The sequence below is a fragment of the Streptomyces sp. NPDC059679 genome (assembly GCF_042734105.1).
GTDB lineage: Bacteria > Actinomycetota > Actinomycetes > Streptomycetales > Streptomycetaceae > Streptomyces.
In genome coordinates, this window is record NZ_JBHWES010000011.1 from 21885 (window position 1) to 38884 (window position 17000).

At 70.5% G+C, this 17000-nt stretch carries 16 protein-coding genes; 7 read left to right on the top strand and 9 right to left on the bottom strand.

Features of this window, described 5'->3' with window-relative positions:
- Positions 1 to 777 carry a DeoR/GlpR family DNA-binding transcription regulator gene (locus tag ACFV2X_RS14895; RefSeq protein ID WP_385616096.1) on the top strand — a complete coding sequence of 259 codons (777 nt, stop codon included), beginning with the start codon at positions 1 to 3 and terminating at the stop codon, positions 775 to 777.
- A gap of 165 nt (positions 778 to 942) precedes the next feature.
- Here the strand turns inward: ACFV2X_RS14895 and ACFV2X_RS14900 are convergent, their stop codons facing one another.
- Positions 943 to 1242, bottom strand: coding sequence for an ATP-binding protein (locus ACFV2X_RS14900; protein WP_385616099.1), 300 nt, complete (start codon positions 1240 to 1242; stop codon positions 943 to 945).
- Between the two features lie 481 nt (positions 1243 to 1723).
- Between ACFV2X_RS14900 and ACFV2X_RS14905 the strand changes: the two genes are divergently transcribed.
- Together ACFV2X_RS14905 and ACFV2X_RS14910 are read left to right on the top strand one after the other, a co-directional pair.
- On the top strand, positions 1724 to 2713 hold the full coding sequence (locus ACFV2X_RS14905; protein WP_385616102.1) for a hypothetical protein: 990 nt from the start codon (positions 1724 to 1726) through the stop codon (positions 2711 to 2713).
- The gene (locus tag ACFV2X_RS14910) at positions 2698 to 3237 is read left to right on the top strand and encodes a GNAT family N-acetyltransferase (RefSeq protein WP_385616105.1); all 540 of its coding nucleotides are present in this window, start codon (positions 2698 to 2700) and stop codon (positions 3235 to 3237) included. The genes ACFV2X_RS14905 and ACFV2X_RS14910 overlap by 16 nt, the downstream gene beginning before the upstream one ends.
- Here ACFV2X_RS14910 and ACFV2X_RS14915 read toward each other — a convergent pair.
- The 3 genes from ACFV2X_RS14915 to ACFV2X_RS14925 all read right to left on the bottom strand — a co-directional run bounded on the left by ACFV2X_RS14915 (position 3209) and on the right by ACFV2X_RS14925 (position 5023).
- Positions 3209 to 3721 (bottom strand): hypothetical protein, encoded by a 513-nt coding sequence (locus tag ACFV2X_RS14915; RefSeq protein WP_385616108.1) that lies wholly within the window; start codon positions 3719 to 3721, stop codon positions 3209 to 3211. The two genes, ACFV2X_RS14910 and ACFV2X_RS14915, sit on opposite strands and share 29 nt — an antisense overlap.
- Positions 3722 to 3836: 115 nt before the next feature.
- On the bottom strand, positions 3837 to 4022 hold the full coding sequence (locus ACFV2X_RS14920; protein ID WP_385616111.1) for a hypothetical protein: 186 nt from the start codon (positions 4020 to 4022) through the stop codon (positions 3837 to 3839).
- Positions 4023 to 4177: 155 nt separating this feature from the next.
- Positions 4178 to 5023, bottom strand: coding sequence for a hypothetical protein (locus ACFV2X_RS14925; RefSeq protein WP_385616113.1), 846 nt, complete (start codon positions 5021 to 5023; stop codon positions 4178 to 4180).
- A gap of 270 nt (positions 5024 to 5293) precedes the next feature.
- On the opposite strand from ACFV2X_RS14925, the gene ACFV2X_RS14930 reads away from it, so the two are divergent.
- Complete coding sequence (locus ACFV2X_RS14930; protein ID WP_385616116.1) at positions 5294 to 5545, top strand: hypothetical protein; 252 nt, start codon at positions 5294 to 5296, stop codon at positions 5543 to 5545.
- A 129-nt stretch (positions 5546 to 5674) separates the two neighbouring features.
- On the opposite strand, the gene ACFV2X_RS14935 is transcribed toward ACFV2X_RS14930, so the two are convergent.
- Both ACFV2X_RS14935 and ACFV2X_RS14940 read right to left on the bottom strand, forming a co-directional pair.
- Positions 5675 to 7438 (bottom strand): ABC transporter ATP-binding protein, encoded by a 1764-nt coding sequence (locus ACFV2X_RS14935; protein ID WP_385616119.1) that lies wholly within the window; start codon positions 7436 to 7438, stop codon positions 5675 to 5677.
- The gene (locus tag ACFV2X_RS14940) at positions 7435 to 9045 is read right to left on the bottom strand and encodes an ABC transporter ATP-binding protein (RefSeq protein ID WP_385616122.1); all 1611 of its coding nucleotides are present in this window, start codon (positions 9043 to 9045) and stop codon (positions 7435 to 7437) included. The genes ACFV2X_RS14935 and ACFV2X_RS14940 overlap by 4 nt, the downstream gene beginning before the upstream one ends.
- Positions 9046 to 9290: 245 nt before the next feature.
- Here ACFV2X_RS14940 and ACFV2X_RS14945 point away from each other — a divergent pair, with 245 nt between their 5' ends.
- On the top strand, positions 9291 to 9686 hold the full coding sequence (locus ACFV2X_RS14945) for a hypothetical protein (protein WP_385616125.1): 396 nt from the start codon (positions 9291 to 9293) through the stop codon (positions 9684 to 9686).
- On the opposite strand, the gene ACFV2X_RS14950 is transcribed toward ACFV2X_RS14945, so the two are convergent.
- Complete coding sequence (locus tag ACFV2X_RS14950) at positions 9683 to 10282, bottom strand: HhH-GPD-type base excision DNA repair protein (RefSeq protein WP_385616127.1); 600 nt, start codon at positions 10280 to 10282, stop codon at positions 9683 to 9685. The genes ACFV2X_RS14945 and ACFV2X_RS14950 overlap by 4 nt on opposite strands.
- 237 nt (positions 10283 to 10519) lie before the next feature.
- On the opposite strand from ACFV2X_RS14950, the gene ACFV2X_RS14955 reads away from it, so the two are divergent.
- Positions 10520 to 11305, top strand: a complete 786-nt coding sequence (locus tag ACFV2X_RS14955; RefSeq protein WP_089508149.1) for a SigB/SigF/SigG family RNA polymerase sigma factor — start codon at positions 10520 to 10522, stop codon at positions 11303 to 11305.
- A 39-nt stretch (positions 11306 to 11344) separates the two neighbouring features.
- Positions 11345 to 12037, top strand: coding sequence for a dienelactone hydrolase family protein (locus tag ACFV2X_RS14960; protein WP_385616130.1), 693 nt, complete (start codon positions 11345 to 11347; stop codon positions 12035 to 12037).
- 18 nt (positions 12038 to 12055) lie between these two features.
- On the opposite strand, the gene ACFV2X_RS14965 is transcribed toward ACFV2X_RS14960, so the two are convergent.
- Both ACFV2X_RS14965 and ACFV2X_RS14970 read right to left on the bottom strand, forming a co-directional pair.
- Positions 12056 to 13519, bottom strand: a complete 1464-nt coding sequence (locus ACFV2X_RS14965; RefSeq protein ID WP_385616133.1) for an SET domain-containing protein-lysine N-methyltransferase — start codon at positions 13517 to 13519, stop codon at positions 12056 to 12058.
- A 15-nt stretch (positions 13520 to 13534) separates the two neighbouring features.
- The gene (locus ACFV2X_RS14970) at positions 13535 to 16996 is read right to left on the bottom strand and encodes a hypothetical protein (protein ID WP_385616137.1); all 3462 of its coding nucleotides are present in this window, start codon (positions 16994 to 16996) and stop codon (positions 13535 to 13537) included.
- Positions 16997 to 17000 lie beyond the last annotated feature (4 nt).

The following is a 17000-nucleotide window of genomic DNA, read 5'->3' on the forward strand; positions in this document are numbered from 1 at the left end:
ATGCCAGCCCAGGGAGCCCGGGGCCGCCGCGACCAGATCGTCCACCTCGCCACCACCACGGGTCTGGCGAGTGTGGAGGAGCTGTCCCGCACCTTCGGGGTCACCGCCTCCACCATCCGCCGCGACCTCGCCCAGCTGACCGCCGCCGGTCGGCTCGCCCGCACGTACGGCGGGGCGATGGCCCTGGTGGCGCACCCCGAGGCGTCGCTGCGCCAGCGCACCGGCGAGGCGTTCGAGGCCAAGCGGGCCATCGCCCGGTGGGCGGCGGAGCGGATCCGTACGGGCGAGACGGTCCTGCTCGACGCGGGCTCGACCGTCGGCGCCCTGGCCCATGAGCTGCGCGCCGCCCAGGATCTGACGGTGGCGACCACCGGGCTCACCGCGCTGCAGGAGCTGTCCGACGTGGACGGCGTACGGGTGGAGTGCCTCGGCGGCACGCTGCGCCCGCTGAGCCAGAGCTTCGTCGGGCCGCTCGCCGAGGCCGCGTTGGAGCGGATGACCTTCGACCGGGTCTTCCTCGGCGCCGACGGCGTGACGGCCCACGACGGCCTGTGCGAGGCGGACCTGCGGCAGACCCGCCTCAAGGAGCTGATGGCCCGCCGGGCCGACGCCGTCTACGTACTGGCCCACTCGGCGAAGATCGGCCGCCGCCCCTTCCACACCTGGGTCCAGCTGCCGCCGGGGTGGACGCTGGTGACGGACCGCGCGGCCGACCCGGACGAGGTGCGGGCGCTGCGGGCGGCCGGGGTCGAGGTCGTTCTCGTCGACGCGGAGTGATCCGGGCGGGGTGTCGGGGGCGCTCCGCCGCCGGCGCCTGCGTGCCTCCGCCGTTTCCCGCCAGCCTTCTCCACCGGACGGTGTGGCTGCAGGTTTTCACTGAGCCGGCTCGCACTTCATCTCGCCCCAGACCTGCTTGCCCCAGCGGTACAGGTCCGTTCCCCACTAATCCGTGAGAGCTTCGACCAGCAGCAGCCCCCGGCCGCGGGTGTTGTCTCCGTTGGAGTCCGTCCGCATGAGGGGTACGGAGCGGGACCGGTCCACGACACCGAGACGGATGAAATTCTCGGACGGTCGGGTAACGACGACCCGGATCGACTCCAAGCGAGCGTGGTTGACAGCGTTGGAGACCAACTCGCTGATCACCAGTGCGGCGTCGTCGATCAAGTCCTCCTGGCCCCAGGCGGCCAGTGCGGCGCGTACCAGCTTGCGGGCGGCTTCCGCGCTCTCTGGGACGCGGCGCATGGTCTGGGAGTATCCGGGGCGCCCTGTTGGGCGAGGCGTAGCGGTCACAGTCATCAGAACCTCAGTGAGTGCGAAGTGAGCGGCCTTGTCCGAGTGAACGACGGCTCGCCGCGCCTGGGCAGGAAATATCGCTCGGGTACGCAAACCGCCCAATCGGAAATTTCTCGGCGACTCCACTCACGGAGTGGACCTAAATGACTGCTCTGGGTACATGGAGGGGAAACGAGAGCCTAATCAGCGCCATACGGGAGAGCGGACTCACCCAGGCCGAGTTGGCCGACGCGGTGAACACTCGCCTGATCCGCAACGGATACGAAGGCACAGTGAGCGACCGGACGGTCCGCAACTGGCTGACCGGAAAACTCGCTGGCCGCACCCTCGGCAGAGGGCAGCGTTAGAGGCAGTATTCGGATGTAGTGCCGAAGAACTAGGCTTCGTCCCACCCGTCCAGAGATGCCCCACCACAGAACCGGAGGTACCCGTGAGGCGCAGGAATTTCCTGACCGCCAGCACTGGTACGACGGCCGCGGTCGCCGTCCCTCTCATCGCGCAGCACCACGTGGGCACCTCTGACGTGATCCGGCTCCGCTCGGGCTTGGACGCCCTGATGGCCCTGGATGACAGCAGGGGAGGCCACGATGGTCTGGAGCGCGCGGCACTCGCTGGTGCCGCCGAGGCCCTGGAGAAACAGAAGCAGGGGGCTTCCCAGCGCATCCGGCTGCGGCTGTTCAGCGTTGCCGCCGACTACACCGCAACGGCCGCCTGGAGTGCTCTGGATGCCCGACAGGCCGATCGGGCCCAAGCTCTCCTGGGCAAGGCGCTCTACCTCGCCGGGATGGCTAACGACCCCATCGCCGAGCTGAGGGTCTGGAACTCCTACGCGATGCTGGCCCACCAGCGCGGGGAGCATGTCGAGGCCGTCGACTCGGGCCTAGCCGCCCAGTACACCACGATTACGCGCCGCGACCCGTTGTTCGCCTCCCTTGCGCATGCCCGTACGGCCATCGGGCACTCGAACCTCGGCGACCGTCAGGCCGCCTTACGGTCCCTCGGATACGCCCATGAGGCGCTGGGCAAGGCGTCCTTCGCCGAGCACCGGCCGAGCTGGGTGGCCTTCTACGGACCCGCCGAGTTGACCGCCATCACCGCCATCGTCCGGGACCGGATCGGCGATCCGGCGGAGGCTGAGGCCGCATCTCACCGGGCCCTGGCCAACATCCCCAAGCAGTTCCGCAGGAACCTAGCTCTGGCCACGACGCGGCTCGCTCTAGCCCAGCTCCACCAGCGGGATGTCGATCAGGCGTGCGCCACCGCCTCCACGGTCTTCGAGTTAATGGTCGGACATCCGATCCCCGGCCGGCTGCGTTCTCTCCTCGGCGACTACTACCGCGACTTGATCACTCTTGCGCCGGACGCGAGCGTCGCCCAAGAGTGGGGAGACCGCTACCGAACCGAATGGAGCCGAACTTGAGCACCGTCGATCTGGACGTCCGTTCCTTCACCCACGAGGACCTTCCAGAGATACGCCAGACGCTGATCGACGTGCATGCCGACGCCTACGCGGACGCGATGGACTTCGAGTTCAACCAGCGCTTCCCCTGGTTTGTGGACCGCTGGGGTGGCCACCCGGAGTTCTCCTGCATGATCGCGTTCAATAGTGACGAGGCCGTGGGCTTCGCCTACGGCGCCCCGGCCAACCCCGGTCGTGAATGGTGGCGTGAGCATCTAGACCCGACCCCGGAGAAGTGTCGTACGTTCTCTTTCTCCGAGATGGCTGTCCGTACGAAGTGGCGCAAGAAGGGGCTGGCCGAGCGGCTGACCCGCGCACTTATGGAGGAGCGGGACGAGGACCTCGTGGTCCTGCTTGCCGACACCGAACACGCTCGGGTGCAGGCTCTGTACGAGACCTGGGGGTTTCGGAGGGTGGGGGAGCGCCAGCCATTCCCAGACTCTCCGGTGTATGCCGTCATGCTCGCGGAGCTGCCGTTGGACTAGGGCCTTCGGGAGGGTGGCCCTCGTCCTCCAACGCAGTTCGTGCCGCCTTGGCAAAGGCGTCCAGCCGACGTTCGAGCCTGCGCCTCTGGTTGAAGGGGTGGCTTCTCATGTCTCCGTGCGCGAGTTCGTTCCTGAAGGTCCGGACCTCATCGGCAAACTCTCCTGCCGCGATCACGACGGCTTCCGGTCCTGCGATGGCCACGGTGGAACGGCGTTTGCGGATGTTGCTCTGAAGGGTCTCGAACTGCCGCAGGAAGTCATGCTTTTGACCGTAGAGCGCGTCCACCAGTTCCTGGCCTGCCGCGATGAACTCGGCGTACGCCTGTGAGCGGGGGCCGCGCCGCTCCTGGAGACTCTCGAAGCGCCGTTGGCGAGCTGATTCCTTCTCCTGAGCGGCGAGTTGGAGTCGAGCCGTTCCGAGTCCGAACAGGCTCGTTCCGATCGCCGTAAGGCCCGCCAGCCCACCACCGATGGCCGCACCCACGACGGCTGCCACTCCTGCATCCACGGGGGATTCCTACCAGAGAACGCGAAAGGCGCCCTCAACCTCCGCGAGGGAGGCCGGGGGCGCTTGCGTATCCCGTCAGCGACACGGCTGATCAGCTCTTGGGAACGCGAAGAACACCCCAGGTCGTCTTCCCCGGCAGCCAGGTGGCCGCCGTGCCAGTGAGGACCCGCTTCTTCTGCCACGCCTCGCACGAGGCGACATCGCCGGAGCCCATGACGTCCTTTGCTGTGCAGCCGACGATGTTGTATTGCGCGAAGCCACCGATCAGCTTGCCCATGCCGGGGCTGCTGCTCGCCTCCTGGACTGCGGCGAGGACTGTCAGCAGATCAGGGACCGTGAAGGACCTCCTTGCGGGGAGGGTGCGCAGGAAACCCGGCGCCGTTCAGACATGAGCAAGCCCTGGCAGAGCGCCGGGGCCAGTGGGCGCATCGATCAGAAGACGGGAGCCTCCGGTAGGACGAGCTTGGCAGCCTTGAACTCGTCGGATCCTACGAGTCGGAGCCCGCAAAGGAAGCACCCAAAGAGTTCATTGTCGTTAGGGTCATCTCCGTTCGGGGTCGCCAGCACGATCAACGCCTTGTTGGTGCAGGCGGGGCAAGGAAACCAACCCATAGGCGGTCCGGGCCTGCCGGTTTCCTTGTGAATTCCACCGGGAAACCATTCGCTGCGACGCTTCCTCAGAGGAGATTGCACTCCCTCCAGAACGTCATCCGGGAGTCCCTTGAAACGGTCTTCGAATCGATGTCGTGCCTGACGAATGCGGACCTGTACATCGCGTTCCGTTTGATCACGCTGATGATCGACGGCAATTTGAACTGCACCGTTCCACCTATCCCAGAAAGGCATGACAGGTTTGCCCAGTCCGTCATGCAGGGCATGCACGACCTTTGCCAGGGCGGCAAGCAGGGACTTTCCCTGTTCGGTACCTGCCGAGTGGGCCACCCCGTTTCGCAAGTCGATCAGGAGATCCAGTTGCCCGTCGGGTGGGAGGATCTGGAGCGTTCGTAGTCGGCTGATAGCTTCGGCAGCCCCGATGGTCCGCACCTTGCTCGCTGTCCGGTTCCCGCCAAGGTGGAAGAGCATCTCCGCGCTACCTCGCATCTCGGCGATGTAGATCGGGTTTTTCGAGACCAGCACCGCCTTGGCCAGGCGTTCGATCGCAACTCCGGCGTGGAGGGCGAACTCGTCGTACTCGCCCCGCCCATGGTCGTCCATGGCTCGGTGCGCGGCCGTCTTGGCGCCCTCATAGAAGCTCTCGAAGGAGAGGTATGCGTCCATGCGACGACGGTAGCCGCATCTGTACTACATGTGCGACCAGATTGAGGTCACGCCTCCGAGCGTCGCGGTTCTCTTCGGCCGATAGAAGATTGATGAAGTCAATTCCCCCAAAAACGGCCGCCTTGGTTCGTTTACGTTGAAGTGCAGGATTACTTCCTCGGGATCGGTAAGAACCCGGGAGCCACCCTGATCCACCAGTGATGTGCCCTTGTCCATAGCAGCCGCTGGGAGTTCCTCGGATGTCGACAGGGAGAGTCCGCACACCCGGCAATGAAAGGCGACGGCGTCCCGCGCACCGAACTCCTCCTCGAATGCCTCAGGGCGCTGGACAGCAGCGCTCGCAGGGCGTCGCTCTTCTCCGCGGAGATGATCGCGGGGCAGACCGCCTTCCCCTTGATCGCCCCCCTGTGCTCCTTGCGCCCGGAGATCCGGGCGGACATGAGCAGGGCCCGCATGGCCCGGTACGTGAAGCCGCCGGCGGGTGGTGGTCTTCACTCCGTTCTCGATGGCGTCTTCTCGTGAACTGGGCTGCCACCACACTGGGAGTGCCCGCCACCGCAGTGAATCCGTAAGCAGACGCACACCGACCCCCTGCCCCGAGCACGGGGTGGGGTTCCCTGACGTTACCCCCACCCGGCGCGGCCGGGCTGGTCAGGTGCGGCCGTGCCAGGACGCCCAGAGCGCGGCGTACGCACCGCCGCGCCGCACCAGCTCCTCGTGCGGCCCGAGTTCGGTGATCCGCCCGTCCTCCATCACCGCCACCCGGTCCGCGTCATGCGCGGTGTGCAGCCGGTGGGCGATGGCCACGACGGTGCGCCCTTCGAGGACCGCGGCGAGCGACCGTTCGGTGTCCCGGGCCGCGCGCGGATCGAGCAGCGAGGTGGCCTCGTCCAGCACGAGTGTGTGCGGATCGGCGAGGATCAGCCGGGCCAGGGAGAGTTGCTGCGCGCGGTCGGGCGGCAGCGCCGCGCCACCGGCCCCCACCCGGGCGTCGAGCCCCGTCAGCGCGGCCCACTCCCAGGCGCCGACCGCCCGCAGCGCCCGCTCCAGTTCGGCGTCGTCCGCCCCGGGCCGGGCGATGAGCAGGTTGTCGCGCACCGTGCCACGGAAGACATACGTCTCCTGGGTGACCAGGGCGACCTCGCCGCGCAGTTCGGCGGGTGAGAGATCCGTCAGCGCCACGCCCCCGACGGTGACCGCGCCGGTGCGCGGCGAGTGGATCCCGGCGAGCAGCCGGCCGAGGGTCGACTTGCCCGCGCCCGACGGGCCGACGACGGCCAGCCGCTCCCCGCGCTCGATCCTCAGATCGATGCCGCGCAATACGTTCCGGCCGTCGCGGTAGGCGTAACTCACCCCGCTGACCTCAAGCGCCCGGCGCCCCTTGAGATCCCCTCGGGCCGCCCGGCTCCGCCCGCTCCCGCCGGGCGCGGCTCCCGTGGCGCCGGCCCCGTGGCCGACCCCCAGCAGCCGCGCCAGTGAGGCGGAGCCGGTCTGCAGATCGCCCAGCGAGTACAGCAAGGTGTCGACCGGCCCCAGCAGCTGCTGGACGTAGAGCGTGGCCGCGGTGACCGACGCCAGCGAGACCTGGCCGTCGATGGCGAAGAACCCGCCGATGACCAGCGTGGCGGCCACCGGCAGCGCATACGCGGTGTCGATGATCGGCAGGAAGACCGTGAGCAGCCCCACCGTGTGCCGCTCGGCGGCGTAGGACCCGGCGATGTCCTGGTCCGTGCGGGCGGTGCGGCGCTCGGCGATACGCAGCGCCTCGACCGTACGTGCCCCCTCGACGGTCTCCGTCAGGCCCTCGGTGAGCTGGGAGTACGTGGCGCTCTGGGCCAGGAAGGCATCGCGGGCGCGGCCGAAGAACCACCGGGAGGCGGCCCACAGGACGGGAACGGCGATCAGACAGGGGAAGGCGAGCAGCGGGCCGACCACGGCCATGGCCCCGAGGGTGACGAGGATCGTGACCAGCGCGGTGACGGCGGCGGGCACGGCGCCGCGCACCACGCGCGCCAGCACGTCCACATCGCGGGTGGTGCGGGTGACCAGATCGCCCGAGCCCGCCCGTTCGACGGTGGCGAGCGGCAGCGTCAGCACATCGTCGACGAACCGCTCGCGCAGCTCGGCCAGGACCTGCTCGCCCAGCCTGGCCGAGGCGTATCCGGCGGCGTGCGTCAGCAGCGCCTGGGCCACGATGAACGCGCAGATCAGCAGCGCGGTACGGGGGATGTCGGCGGCGCCGCGCCCGGCGTCCTCGACCAGACCGCCCAGCAGCCAGGGGCCCACCAGGCCGCAGACGGCGGCCAGGCCGTACAGCGTCAGGGCGGCGGCCAGCTCACGCGGGTGACGCCGGGCCAGCCGGCGGACATGGCCGCGGACCTCCTTCGCAGAGGCGACGGGCAACGGGGTGCTCATAGCGCGTCTTCCTCTCGGGCGACCACAGCCCGGTAGCGGGGGTCGTCGAGGAGTTCGGCGTGTGTGCCCTGCGCGACGGCCTTCGCGCTCTCGACGTGGACGACGTGGTCCGCCCGGTCGAGCAGGATCGGGCTGGTGGTGAACACGACGGTGGTGCGGCCCGCGCGGTGGGCGCCGAGCCCGCGGGCTACGCGGGCCTCGGTGTGGGCGTCGACCGCGCTGGTGGGCTCGACCAGGACCAGCACCTCCGGGTCGGCCATCAGGGCCCGTACCAGCCGCAGCCGCTGCTGCTGGCCGCCGGAGAGGTCGCGCCCGGACGCGGCGATCACGGTGTTCAGACCGTCCGGCAGCGCCTCGACGATGTCGCGCGCCGAGGCGGTGTCCAGCGCCCGTTCCAGCAGCTCGCGGGAGCCGGGGCGGGGCCTGGGCGGGTCCAGTTCGTCGCCCAGCGGACCGGCGAAGAGCAGGTCGTCGTTGGTGGCGACGAGGATGCGCCGCCGCACCTCCTCCAGCGGCAGATCGGCGAGCGGCGCCTCCTGCCAGGTGACGGCTGAGTCCGTGTAGCGGCCCAGCCGGTCGGCGAGGGTGGCGGCGTCGGCCGGGGAGGCGCAGGCCACGGCGGTGAACCGGCCCGCTGCCACGGCCAGCCCGGAGTCGGGGTCGGCCAGGGGGCCACCCCGACTGGGCAGGTGGTCCCTCCCAGCGGTGTGCGGCCGTGGCAAACCGGTGCCGGAGGAGAGTTCGCGCGTGAGCGCGAGAAAGTCGGTGACGCGGCGGGCGGCGACATGGCCCCGGGTCAGCTGCCCGGCGGCGTCAGTGAGCCGGCGCAGCGGATCGCCCAGGTAGACGGCGTAGCCGTAGAACGCGATGAGCTGACCGGCGCCGATCCGGCCGTCGGCCACATAGAGCGCCCCCAGCCAGACGACGACGCAGGTCAACAGGGACGGGAGCAGCACCTTGGCGGCGCCGAACAGGGCATCGACACGGGCGAGCGCCACCCCCGCGCCGCGCAGCCGCTGGGAGTCGGCGCGGTAGCGCTCGGCGAAGACCTCCTCGCCGCCGATGCCGCGCAGTACGCGCAGACCGCTGACGATGTCGACGGCCCGGCCGGTCAGTTCGGCCTGGTGCTCGCGCAGCCGCTCCTGACGCCGGTGCAGCGGGCGGATCAGCAGCGCGACCGCCCAGACCATGAGCGGCACACCGGCCAGCACCACGACGCCGAGCCGCCAGGAGGCATCCAGCATGATCGCGGCGATGGCGGCGATGGCCACGACCGCGCCGCTGCCACGGGCGGTGCCGGCCAGCGCCTCGCCGATCCGGTCGATGTCCGCCACACCGGCGTTGACGATCTCGCCCTTGGCCACGCGCCCCGGCAGGGTGGCGCCGAGCGTGGCGGTCTGGCGGGTGATGAGCTGCATGGTGCGGTACGAGGCGCCGAGCCGGGTGGTGAGGGTGCAGCGGTCGCGCAGAATGCCGGTGGTGGCCTGCACCACACCGAGCCCCAGCACCGCGCCGCCCCACAGCAGCAGCGTCCGCCGGTCCCGGTCGATGATCCCGGTGTCGATGGCGGCGCCGATCACGGCCGGTACGAGTGCCTGGGCCAGCACACAGATAATTCCGCACAAAACGCCCAGGAAAATGGAATGGCGGAGATTACGGGCAAGCCATAACAGATAGGATGTGGGTGAGCGATGATCTGGCGTTCCGGATTCCGGATCAGGGAAGCGTCGCATGGCACGCCGATGCTAGTGAGGCCGTTCTCCGCCCGCCGCTGAATTTCCCGGCATTTCGGTGGGGAGGGCCCAGGAGGCATGGCCGGGGGACGGCGGGGCACTCGCGTCGCGATGGATGAGTGACCGTCGTAGAAATTCTGGAGGTCACCGTGTACCGGCAGGCCGATCCCCGGCACCTCTCCGCCGACGACCACGACCGCGACCCCGCGCCGCCGTCGCCGACCCCGTCGCCCGGCCCGGGCGGGCCGGAGCCGGGTCCCGGGCCTGGCCCCGAACCGGGGCCGACCCCCGGGCCGCCGCCCGACCCGTCGCCGGATCCCGTGCCCAGTCCGCCGCCCAGCCCGCCCCCGAGCCCACCGCCCGGTCCGATGCCGGGTCCGCCGCCGCACCCGGTGCCCCAGCCGCCGGGCCCCGATCCGGTCCCGGACCCCTCCCCCGCCCCCGGGCCGCTCACCCGCCAGGCGCGCCCCAGCGCGGCCTACGGCACGCCCGGCCCGGCCATGACTACCCGCTAGGGCTTGGTTCGCTTGGGCGCCGCCACTTTGGCGGCCCGCTTGGCCTCCTGCTTGAAGGCGCGGACCTTGTCCAGCGACTCGGGCCCCGTGATGTCGGCGACCGAGCGGTACGAGCCCTCCTCGCCGTAAGCGCCCGCCGCCTCGCGCCACCCCTCCGGCCGTACGCCGTACTGCTTGCCGAGCAGCGCCAGGAAGATCTGCGACTTCTGCTTGCCGAAGCCGGGCAGCGCGTTCAGCCGGTCGAGCAGTTCCTTGCCGGTGGCGACGTCCCGCCACAGAGCGGCGGCGTCGCCGTCGTAGTTGTCGACCAGGTACTGGCACAGCTGCTGCACCCGCTTGGCCATGGCCCCGGGGTAACGGTGCACCGCGGGCTTGGCAGACAGCACCTCGACGAACCGCTCCGGGTCGCAGGCGGCGATCTCCTGCGCGTCCAGGTCGTCGCCGCCCATGCGCTGCGCGATGGTGTACGGGCCGGAGAAGGCCCACTCCATGGGCACCTGCTGATCGAGCAGCATGCCGGTCAGCGCGGCCAGCGGGCTGCGCCCGAGCAGTTCATCGGCCTCGGGCCGCTGGGCGAGGCGAAGGGTGACATCCATCCCGTCCGGGTACCCCCGGCGACCGGGCCGAAGCAGCCCGACCCGTTCGGGTTCCCCCGCACGGGGGACGGAACAGGGGCAATTCGGCCGAATTGCGAGGTATTCGGGACCGTGCGAATCTGGTGGCGACCCTGAATTCGATCAACCAGAGCCAGAGGGAGACCGAGCGCAGCGGGACATTAGCGCATCTATGTGCCGCGGGCAGGATGTGACATCGGACCACGGAGACGAGTGACCATGTCAGCAACCGCGACTCGCCACCGGCGCCATGACGACACTCCCGACACCGACGGCGACTTCGCTCGCCTTTCCCGGCTTCCGTCGGGGCCGGAGCGCGACGCCCTGCGTGAGGCGATCATCTGTGCGTGGCTGCCCGTGGCGAAACGCCTGGCGCTGCGTTTCCGCAATAAGGGCGAGAACATGGAAGACCTCACCCAGGTCGCCTCGCTCGCCCTGGTGAAGGCGGTCGACCGCTACGATCCCGATCTCGGCCACGCTTTTCCCTCGTATGCGATCCCGGTCATCACCGGTGAGCTCAAGCGGCACTTCCGCGACTATCTGTGGACGCTACATGTGCCCCGTAACATCCAGGAAGTCCGCTCCCGCACCCGCTCGGCGCGCGACGCCCTCGAACAGGAACTCGGCGGCCGCACCCCCACCATCACCGAGATCTCCACTCGCACCGGTATGCCCAAGGAAGATGTGAAGGCGGGCCTGGAGGCCAGCGCCTCCTGCACCCCGCTGTCGCTCAACGCCGCGGTCCAGGGCGCCGAGGAGCGGCTGCTGGCGGAGACGGTGGGCGCGGACGACGCGGCGATCGAACGGGTCGTCAACCGGGAGGCGCTGCGGGCGCTGATCACCCACCTTTCGGAACAGGACCGCTACGTGCTGTATCTGCGGTTCTTCGTCGGCCTCTCGCAGAGCCAGATCGGCGAGATCCTCGGCTTCTCGCAGATGCACATATCCCGTAGGCTCTCCCGGCTCTACAGCGAATTGAGGCAGGGCCTGCTGGCCCATGCCTGACCCCGCCGGGCCCCGCCCGGACGGCGCAGGAGGTGGCCGATGGTCTCGGAGACGGCCCGTATCGCCGCGGACGGCGCGCTGCTGGTGGGCGATCTGGTGGTGCCCGACGGGGCGCGCGGCGTGGTGGCCTTCGCCCACGGCAGCGGCAGTTCCCGGCACAGCCCGCGCAACCGCTCGGTGGCCGAGGTGCTGAAGCAGGCGCGCCTGGGAACGCTGCTGTTCGACCTGCTGACCATGGACGAGGAGCGGGTGGACGCGATCACCGCCGAGCACCGCTTCGACATCCCCCTGCTGGGCCGGCGCCTGGTGGCGGCGGTGGACTGGCTCGGCGGGCATCCGGCGACCGCCGCCCTGCCGGTCGGGCTGTTCGGCGCCAGCACGGGCGCGGCGGCGGCGCTGGTGGCCGCGGCGGAGCGGCCGGAGCGGGTGCGGGCGGTGGTCTCGCGCGGCGGCCGTCCCGATCTGGCGGGCGGGGTGCTGTCCCGGGTCCGCGCTCCGGTGCTGCTGGTGGTGGGCGGCGAGGACCACGAGGTGCTGCGGCTCAATGAGCAGGCGGCGGCCATGCTGGCGGCGCCCCACTCCGTGCACGTGGTGCCCGGCGCGACCCATCTGTTCGAGGAGCCGGGGACGCTGGCCCAGGCGGCCGCGGCGGCCCGCGACTGGTTCCTGGACATGACCGCGACCCCCGCAGGAGGGCCGGGCGGCTCCCGCCGGTCCCCCCGGCGGCCTTGAGCCACCGCCGACAGACGGCTACCGCCAGTAGACTCCGACGCCCTCGGTCGTCTCCATGTGCAGCCGCGAGGTGTCGGCCGACTCCATGAGCGCCAGAAACTCGGCCAGTTCCTCCTCATTGTGGCGGACGAGCCGGTCGAAGTACGGGTGGCCGACGCGACGGTCCAGCAGGATGTTGTGGGCGACCAGGCAGCCCGACGGGGCCAGCCACTTCACCGCTGCCTCGGCAATCGGTGCGTACACGGCCTTCCCCAGATACCGCGGATCGGGCCCCGACTTGGGCCCTTCGGCGTCGAGGACCATCAGGTCGAACATCTCCCCCGTGTGGGCCTTCATATAGGCGACCGCGTCCTGGCAGACGATCTCGACGCTGTTCCGCAGTCCGACCCGCCGCAGGTTGCGCTCCGCCTGCTCACAGACGGCGGGGTCGATGTCGATGAGCACGACTTGGCCGCCATGGCCGCGCCCGGCCGTCGCCGCGATGGCGAACGACGCCCAGTAGCCGTAGTAGGACCCGAGGACGGCGATGCGCCGGGGTGCGCGGATCTGCGCCACCGCGTAGAGCAGCGCCGCCTCCTCCGGGAAGATGAACGTTGTACGCCCCTCATGGTCCCAGTGGGCGGCGAGCAGCCGCAGATGGCGGCGGAGCGCGGTCCAGTCGTACGCGGTGGTGGGCAGCGCGCCCGCGTCGACCAGTCGGCGCAGGCAGGCCTGGGTGAAGTCGCCGGCCCGCCAGTTGAGCCGGGCGCTGAGCGCCCGTTCGTTCTCCGTCAGCGGCAGCGACTGCGGTAACTCCAGGATCGCGGGGAGTTCATCGACGTAGGTCCGCCGGTCGATGTCCCCGGCGCGCCAGGCGTCGAAGGCGGGTACCCCTTCCAGACCGGCGACGACGCGGTCGAAGACACAGCCTTCGAGGGGGAACGGCGTCGGCGGAGCGCTCGGCACAGCGGGCGCGGAGGGCGACGTGGCGGGCGCGGAGGGCACAGCCTGCTCGGCCAGATAGCGGGAGATGACCGCGTCGAAGTGGCCCGCGTAACGGGACTGCAGCTCCGGCAGCCGCCAGTCGTCCCCCGTCACCGTGGACCGGCACGACGCGCTGCCGCAGCGGCAGTCGACGAGGTAGGGCGTGGCGACATTCGTCGCGTAGTCGAAGGTCAGCTCCTCGCCGGTGGCGATGTCCCGCAGCGCCACGAAGGTGATCTGCCCCCGGATCCCCACGTTGGGTTCGCAGGAGTGGTTGATGTACACAGCGATGTCGTCGACCTCGTCGACGCTGTCCGGGCACAGGTGGAGGCCGTCGTCCACCTGCATGCTGTAGCCGCCGAACGCGGCGTCGCGCCGCCGGGCCTCGGCATAGCCGACGACCGACCCCGAGCGCACCGCGACGATCTCCCCGCGGCCGATCGGCGCAGTGGCGTACGCACCGCGGCCGTGGATGCGGCTGTCCCGTATGACGATGCGCCAGTCCCGGTGAGATCGCACCCGCTGCCTCCCCTGTCAGTTGGAGGCGCCGACCGCCCCCAGCGTGGTGATGGCGGACCGCTGACCGGCGGTCAGCTGCCGCGCCCCCGCGAACGACGACCCCTCGTAGAAGGCCGGCAGAGGCGTCGTGCCCAGGTGGCGCAGCTCAGGGATGGAGTATGCCCGGATCTCGTCATCGGCACCCGCCGCGAGCAGCACCGAGCCGTCCGCGATGGAGCAGAACGTACGGATCCGGTCAGCCCCGTCCAGGTCGGTGACCCGCTGCCATCCGCCGCCGGGGACCCGGCGGTAGGCGCGCATCCCGTCCTCGATGAGGCTGCCGACCACGAGCAGGCTTCCGCCCTGGCAGTAGTACGCGCCGAGCACCATGTCGGGCATGGTGTCGATCACCTCGGGTGCGAAGGTGTCGCCCCGTCGCCCCCATACGATGATCCGGCCGTCGTCGCCGGTCGTGGCGAATTCCTCGCCGTCCGGGTGGGTGTCCAGGCCCCAAGCCCGATGCCCGGGGCAGCTGATCCGGGTGACCTCCCGGGACGGGTCCAGCGGGTCGAACACCACCACGGTCTCGTCGCTGCTGGTGGACACCGCGAGGCCGTCCCGCCACCGCCGCACCCTCAGCACCCGCGCCTCGTGGTGGGTGTGCCAGGTCACATGGTCGCCGTCGAGGGTCCATACGCCGATGCGCCGGTCATTGCTGCCGCTCAGGATGTACTCACGGCCGTCCCGTACCAAGGTGCTCGCTTCGAGGACCCAGTCGGTGTGGCCGGTCAGCTCCGCCTCGATCCGCAGGTTGCCCGCGTTCCACACGCGCACCACGCCGTCGTCGCTGGCGGTCACGATGTGGTTTCCGCAGAGGCTGAAACAGGACCGCCAGACCCGGCCGCCGTGCTGCAGCGACCCGGTTTCCGCGAGCCGTGCCGACCCCCTGGTGACCCGCCAAACACGGGCGAGCCGGTCTTCGCCGGCGGTGACCACCTGGCTGCCGTCGGGCGCGGCACCGATGCTCCAGGTCCGCCGGGTCGAGCCGTTGGACAGGGCGTTGACCTCTCCGGTGGAGATGTCGACGAGATACGTCTTCTCCCCCTCGCAGGATGTGGCGAGCTTGCTGCCGCCGTGTGCCAGGCGCATCGCGGTGACCCGCTCCCGCAGGACGGCCACCCCGGTGGGCTCGGCGACGCTCAGCTCGTCGTCCGCCGTGACCCGCCAGTGCCAGATCACTCCGTCCTCGCCGGAGGTCAGCACGCCCATGCCGTCGGCGGTCCAGGTCAGCGCGCGGATGGGCGCGTTCGCCGACCGCTCGGCCACCCGGCTGCCCGATGTGTCGCCGATCCACAGGACGTCGTTGGAGGCTACCGCCACCAGTCCGGTGGAGCTGTTGACGCCGACACAGCGCGCCTGGTCGGAGCCGCCGACCTCGATATGGCGGATGTCATCGGCCCCCGGGCCGACCACCGCGAACGAGCCATTGCTGCAGGCGACCACCGCCTGATGCTCGTCGATCGCCGTGATCGCCCGGATGCTGCGCGCCCGCGTCGGCCAGGTGCCGTCCAGAGTGAGCCGTCCGCCGGCGATCGACCAGCGGCGCACCGCACCGTCCTCACCGCCGGCGAACAGGGCCCGCCCACCGGGGGTGGTGCCGATGGCGCGGATCCAGAACATCCCCTCGGCCCGCCGCCGGTCGAGCACGGTGTCGCGCACCGTGTCGATGAGGATCAGCTCGCTGTCGTCACCGCCCACGACGGCGAGGTCGTCGGCCAAAGTCCCCGCCGCCCGCAGCCAGTTGTGGCTCACCCGCCTGGCCACCGGACCGGCGAAGTCGGTGGCCCGCCAGGTCAGCGCGTTGCCCAGCGCGTCCACGCCCACGATGCGGCTGTCGTCCGCGGACCAGGTCAGATCGAGGACGCCGCCGTGGGGCACCACGAAGCGGCAGTCGACGAACAGGGCGCCGGACAGATCGCAGCGGTGGAGCTCCACCTCGGTGAAGTCGACGAAGCGATACGTCATCGCGGACAGGTCCAGGCCGGTGAGCCGCTGCCCCCGCGCCGCCAGCAGGCCGACGAGGTGGGGGCCGTGGTGCGCCGCTGCACCCCGCTCGGGCCCCCGCCCGCGCCCCCGAGCCAGGTCCAGCGCGGCGACCAGCGGGGCGGTCACCGAACCGCCCTCCTCGGCCAGCAGATCCAGCAGCGGTACGACGACTCGCCGGCGGGTCGCGTCACGCTGGTTGCGCGAATCCCACGCACAGCACAGCAGGACCCAGCGCAGTACGTCGAACTCCCCGCGCCGCAGCTCCCGTGCGCAGGCGGACACCAGCCACTGGCCCAGCAACTCGGCCACCACCTGGTGGAAGTGGTACCGGCCGTCCTCGCCCTGGCGCAGCCCCAGCGTGAACCGGAGATCGGTGACCGCACGCGCCGCACGGGCCTCGGTGACGTCACCGCCGAGGAGTTCACGGACCCGCTCACCGCTGACGCCGTCGACGGCCAGTGCCACCTGCAGCGCGATCCGGCGGGTCATCGCGGACAGATGCTTCATATGCCACTGGACGACGTCCCGGAAGTCGTCGGCGGTCCCGGACGGCGGAAAGCGCGTGGTGTGCCCGTCGTCCCTCGATACGCACTGCAGCGCGGCGAGTTCCACGAACAGCGGATTGCCTGGAGGGCCGACCCCTTCGGGCGGCGGGTCCAGCTGCTGCCCGGCCTCGTGCAGCTGGGCGAGCCGGATGTCGAACAGCCGCCGGGCGGCGTCGGGGCTCATCTCGTGCAGGGGGATCTCGACGCAGTGCCCGCTGTCGTAGAGCCGTGGGTGGACCGGAATCGGGGTCCGGGAGGTGATGAGCACGACGGAGCGGTGCTCGGACTCCGCGATCGCCCGGAAGATGTACTGGTATTCCTCGTGGGTCGCGCGGTCGGTCGCGCTGGTCGTGGCCAGCACCGTCTCGGCATTGTCGATCACCAGGAGATGGCGCTCGGCGCGCAGCAGCCCCACCAGTTGGTCGACGCGCCGGGTGAGTGTCTGCGCCAGGGGGATATGGCTGGGGGCCATCGCCAGGATGACATCGCCGAGGAAGTCCAGGCCGACCGGCCGAAGCCGGGTCGTCGCCCAGACGACCTTCTCGAACACGGCGGGCGAGGGCCTGCGGCCCAGGCGGCGGAGCAGCCGCCCGCGCTGCGGGACGGCGCCTTCGGCAGCTCGCGCGAACCGGATGGCAAGGGCTGTTTTGCCGATCCCGCCACCGCCGACGAGGGCGACCATCCGGGTGTGGGGCCGGCCGGCGGCGGCGCGGAGCTGGCACACCGCCTCGTCACGGTTGACGAACGCGCCGGGGGCGAGCGGGGGGATATGGCCGCGTGGGGCGAGTGGGCCGCCGGTGGGATCGCGCCTGCCCCGTCCGAGGGCCCGATAGACGGTATAGGCGAACGTGGTCAGCGTGGCGGCGATCGTCGCGATCCCCGCGAGGATTTCGACTAGGTCCAGCATTCGC

Bases quoted from the DNA above. Each gene is read 5' to 3' on its own strand.
- ACFV2X_RS14895 (WP_385616096.1), top strand. From the start codon at position 1: ATGCCAGCCCAGGGAGCCCGGGGCCGCCGCGACCAGATCGTCCACCTC.
- ACFV2X_RS14900 (WP_385616099.1), bottom strand. From the start codon at position 1,242: ATGCGCCGCGTCCCAGAGAGCGCGGAAGCCGCCCGCAAGCTGGTACGC.
- ACFV2X_RS14910 (WP_385616105.1), top strand. From the start codon at position 2,698: ATGGAGCCGAACTTGAGCACCGTCGATCTGGACGTCCGTTCCTTCACC.
- ACFV2X_RS14920 (WP_385616111.1), bottom strand. From the start codon at position 4,022: ATGGGCAAGCTGATCGGTGGCTTCGCGCAATACAACATCGTCGGCTGC.
- ACFV2X_RS14925 (WP_385616113.1), bottom strand. From the start codon at position 5,023: ATGGACGCATACCTCTCCTTCGAGAGCTTCTATGAGGGCGCCAAGACG.
- ACFV2X_RS14930 (WP_385616116.1), top strand. From the start codon at position 5,294: ATGAAAGGCGACGGCGTCCCGCGCACCGAACTCCTCCTCGAATGCCTC.
- ACFV2X_RS14935 (WP_385616119.1), bottom strand. From the start codon at position 7,438: ATGAGCACCCCGTTGCCCGTCGCCTCTGCGAAGGAGGTCCGCGGCCAT.
- ACFV2X_RS14950 (WP_385616127.1), bottom strand. From the start codon at position 10,282: ATGGATGTCACCCTTCGCCTCGCCCAGCGGCCCGAGGCCGATGAACTG.
- ACFV2X_RS14955 (WP_089508149.1), top strand. From the start codon at position 10,520: ATGTCAGCAACCGCGACTCGCCACCGGCGCCATGACGACACTCCCGAC.
- ACFV2X_RS14960 (WP_385616130.1), top strand. From the start codon at position 11,345: ATGGTCTCGGAGACGGCCCGTATCGCCGCGGACGGCGCGCTGCTGGTG.
- ACFV2X_RS14970 (WP_385616137.1), bottom strand. From the start codon at position 16,996: ATGCTGGACCTAGTCGAAATCCTCGCGGGGATCGCGACGATCGCCGCC.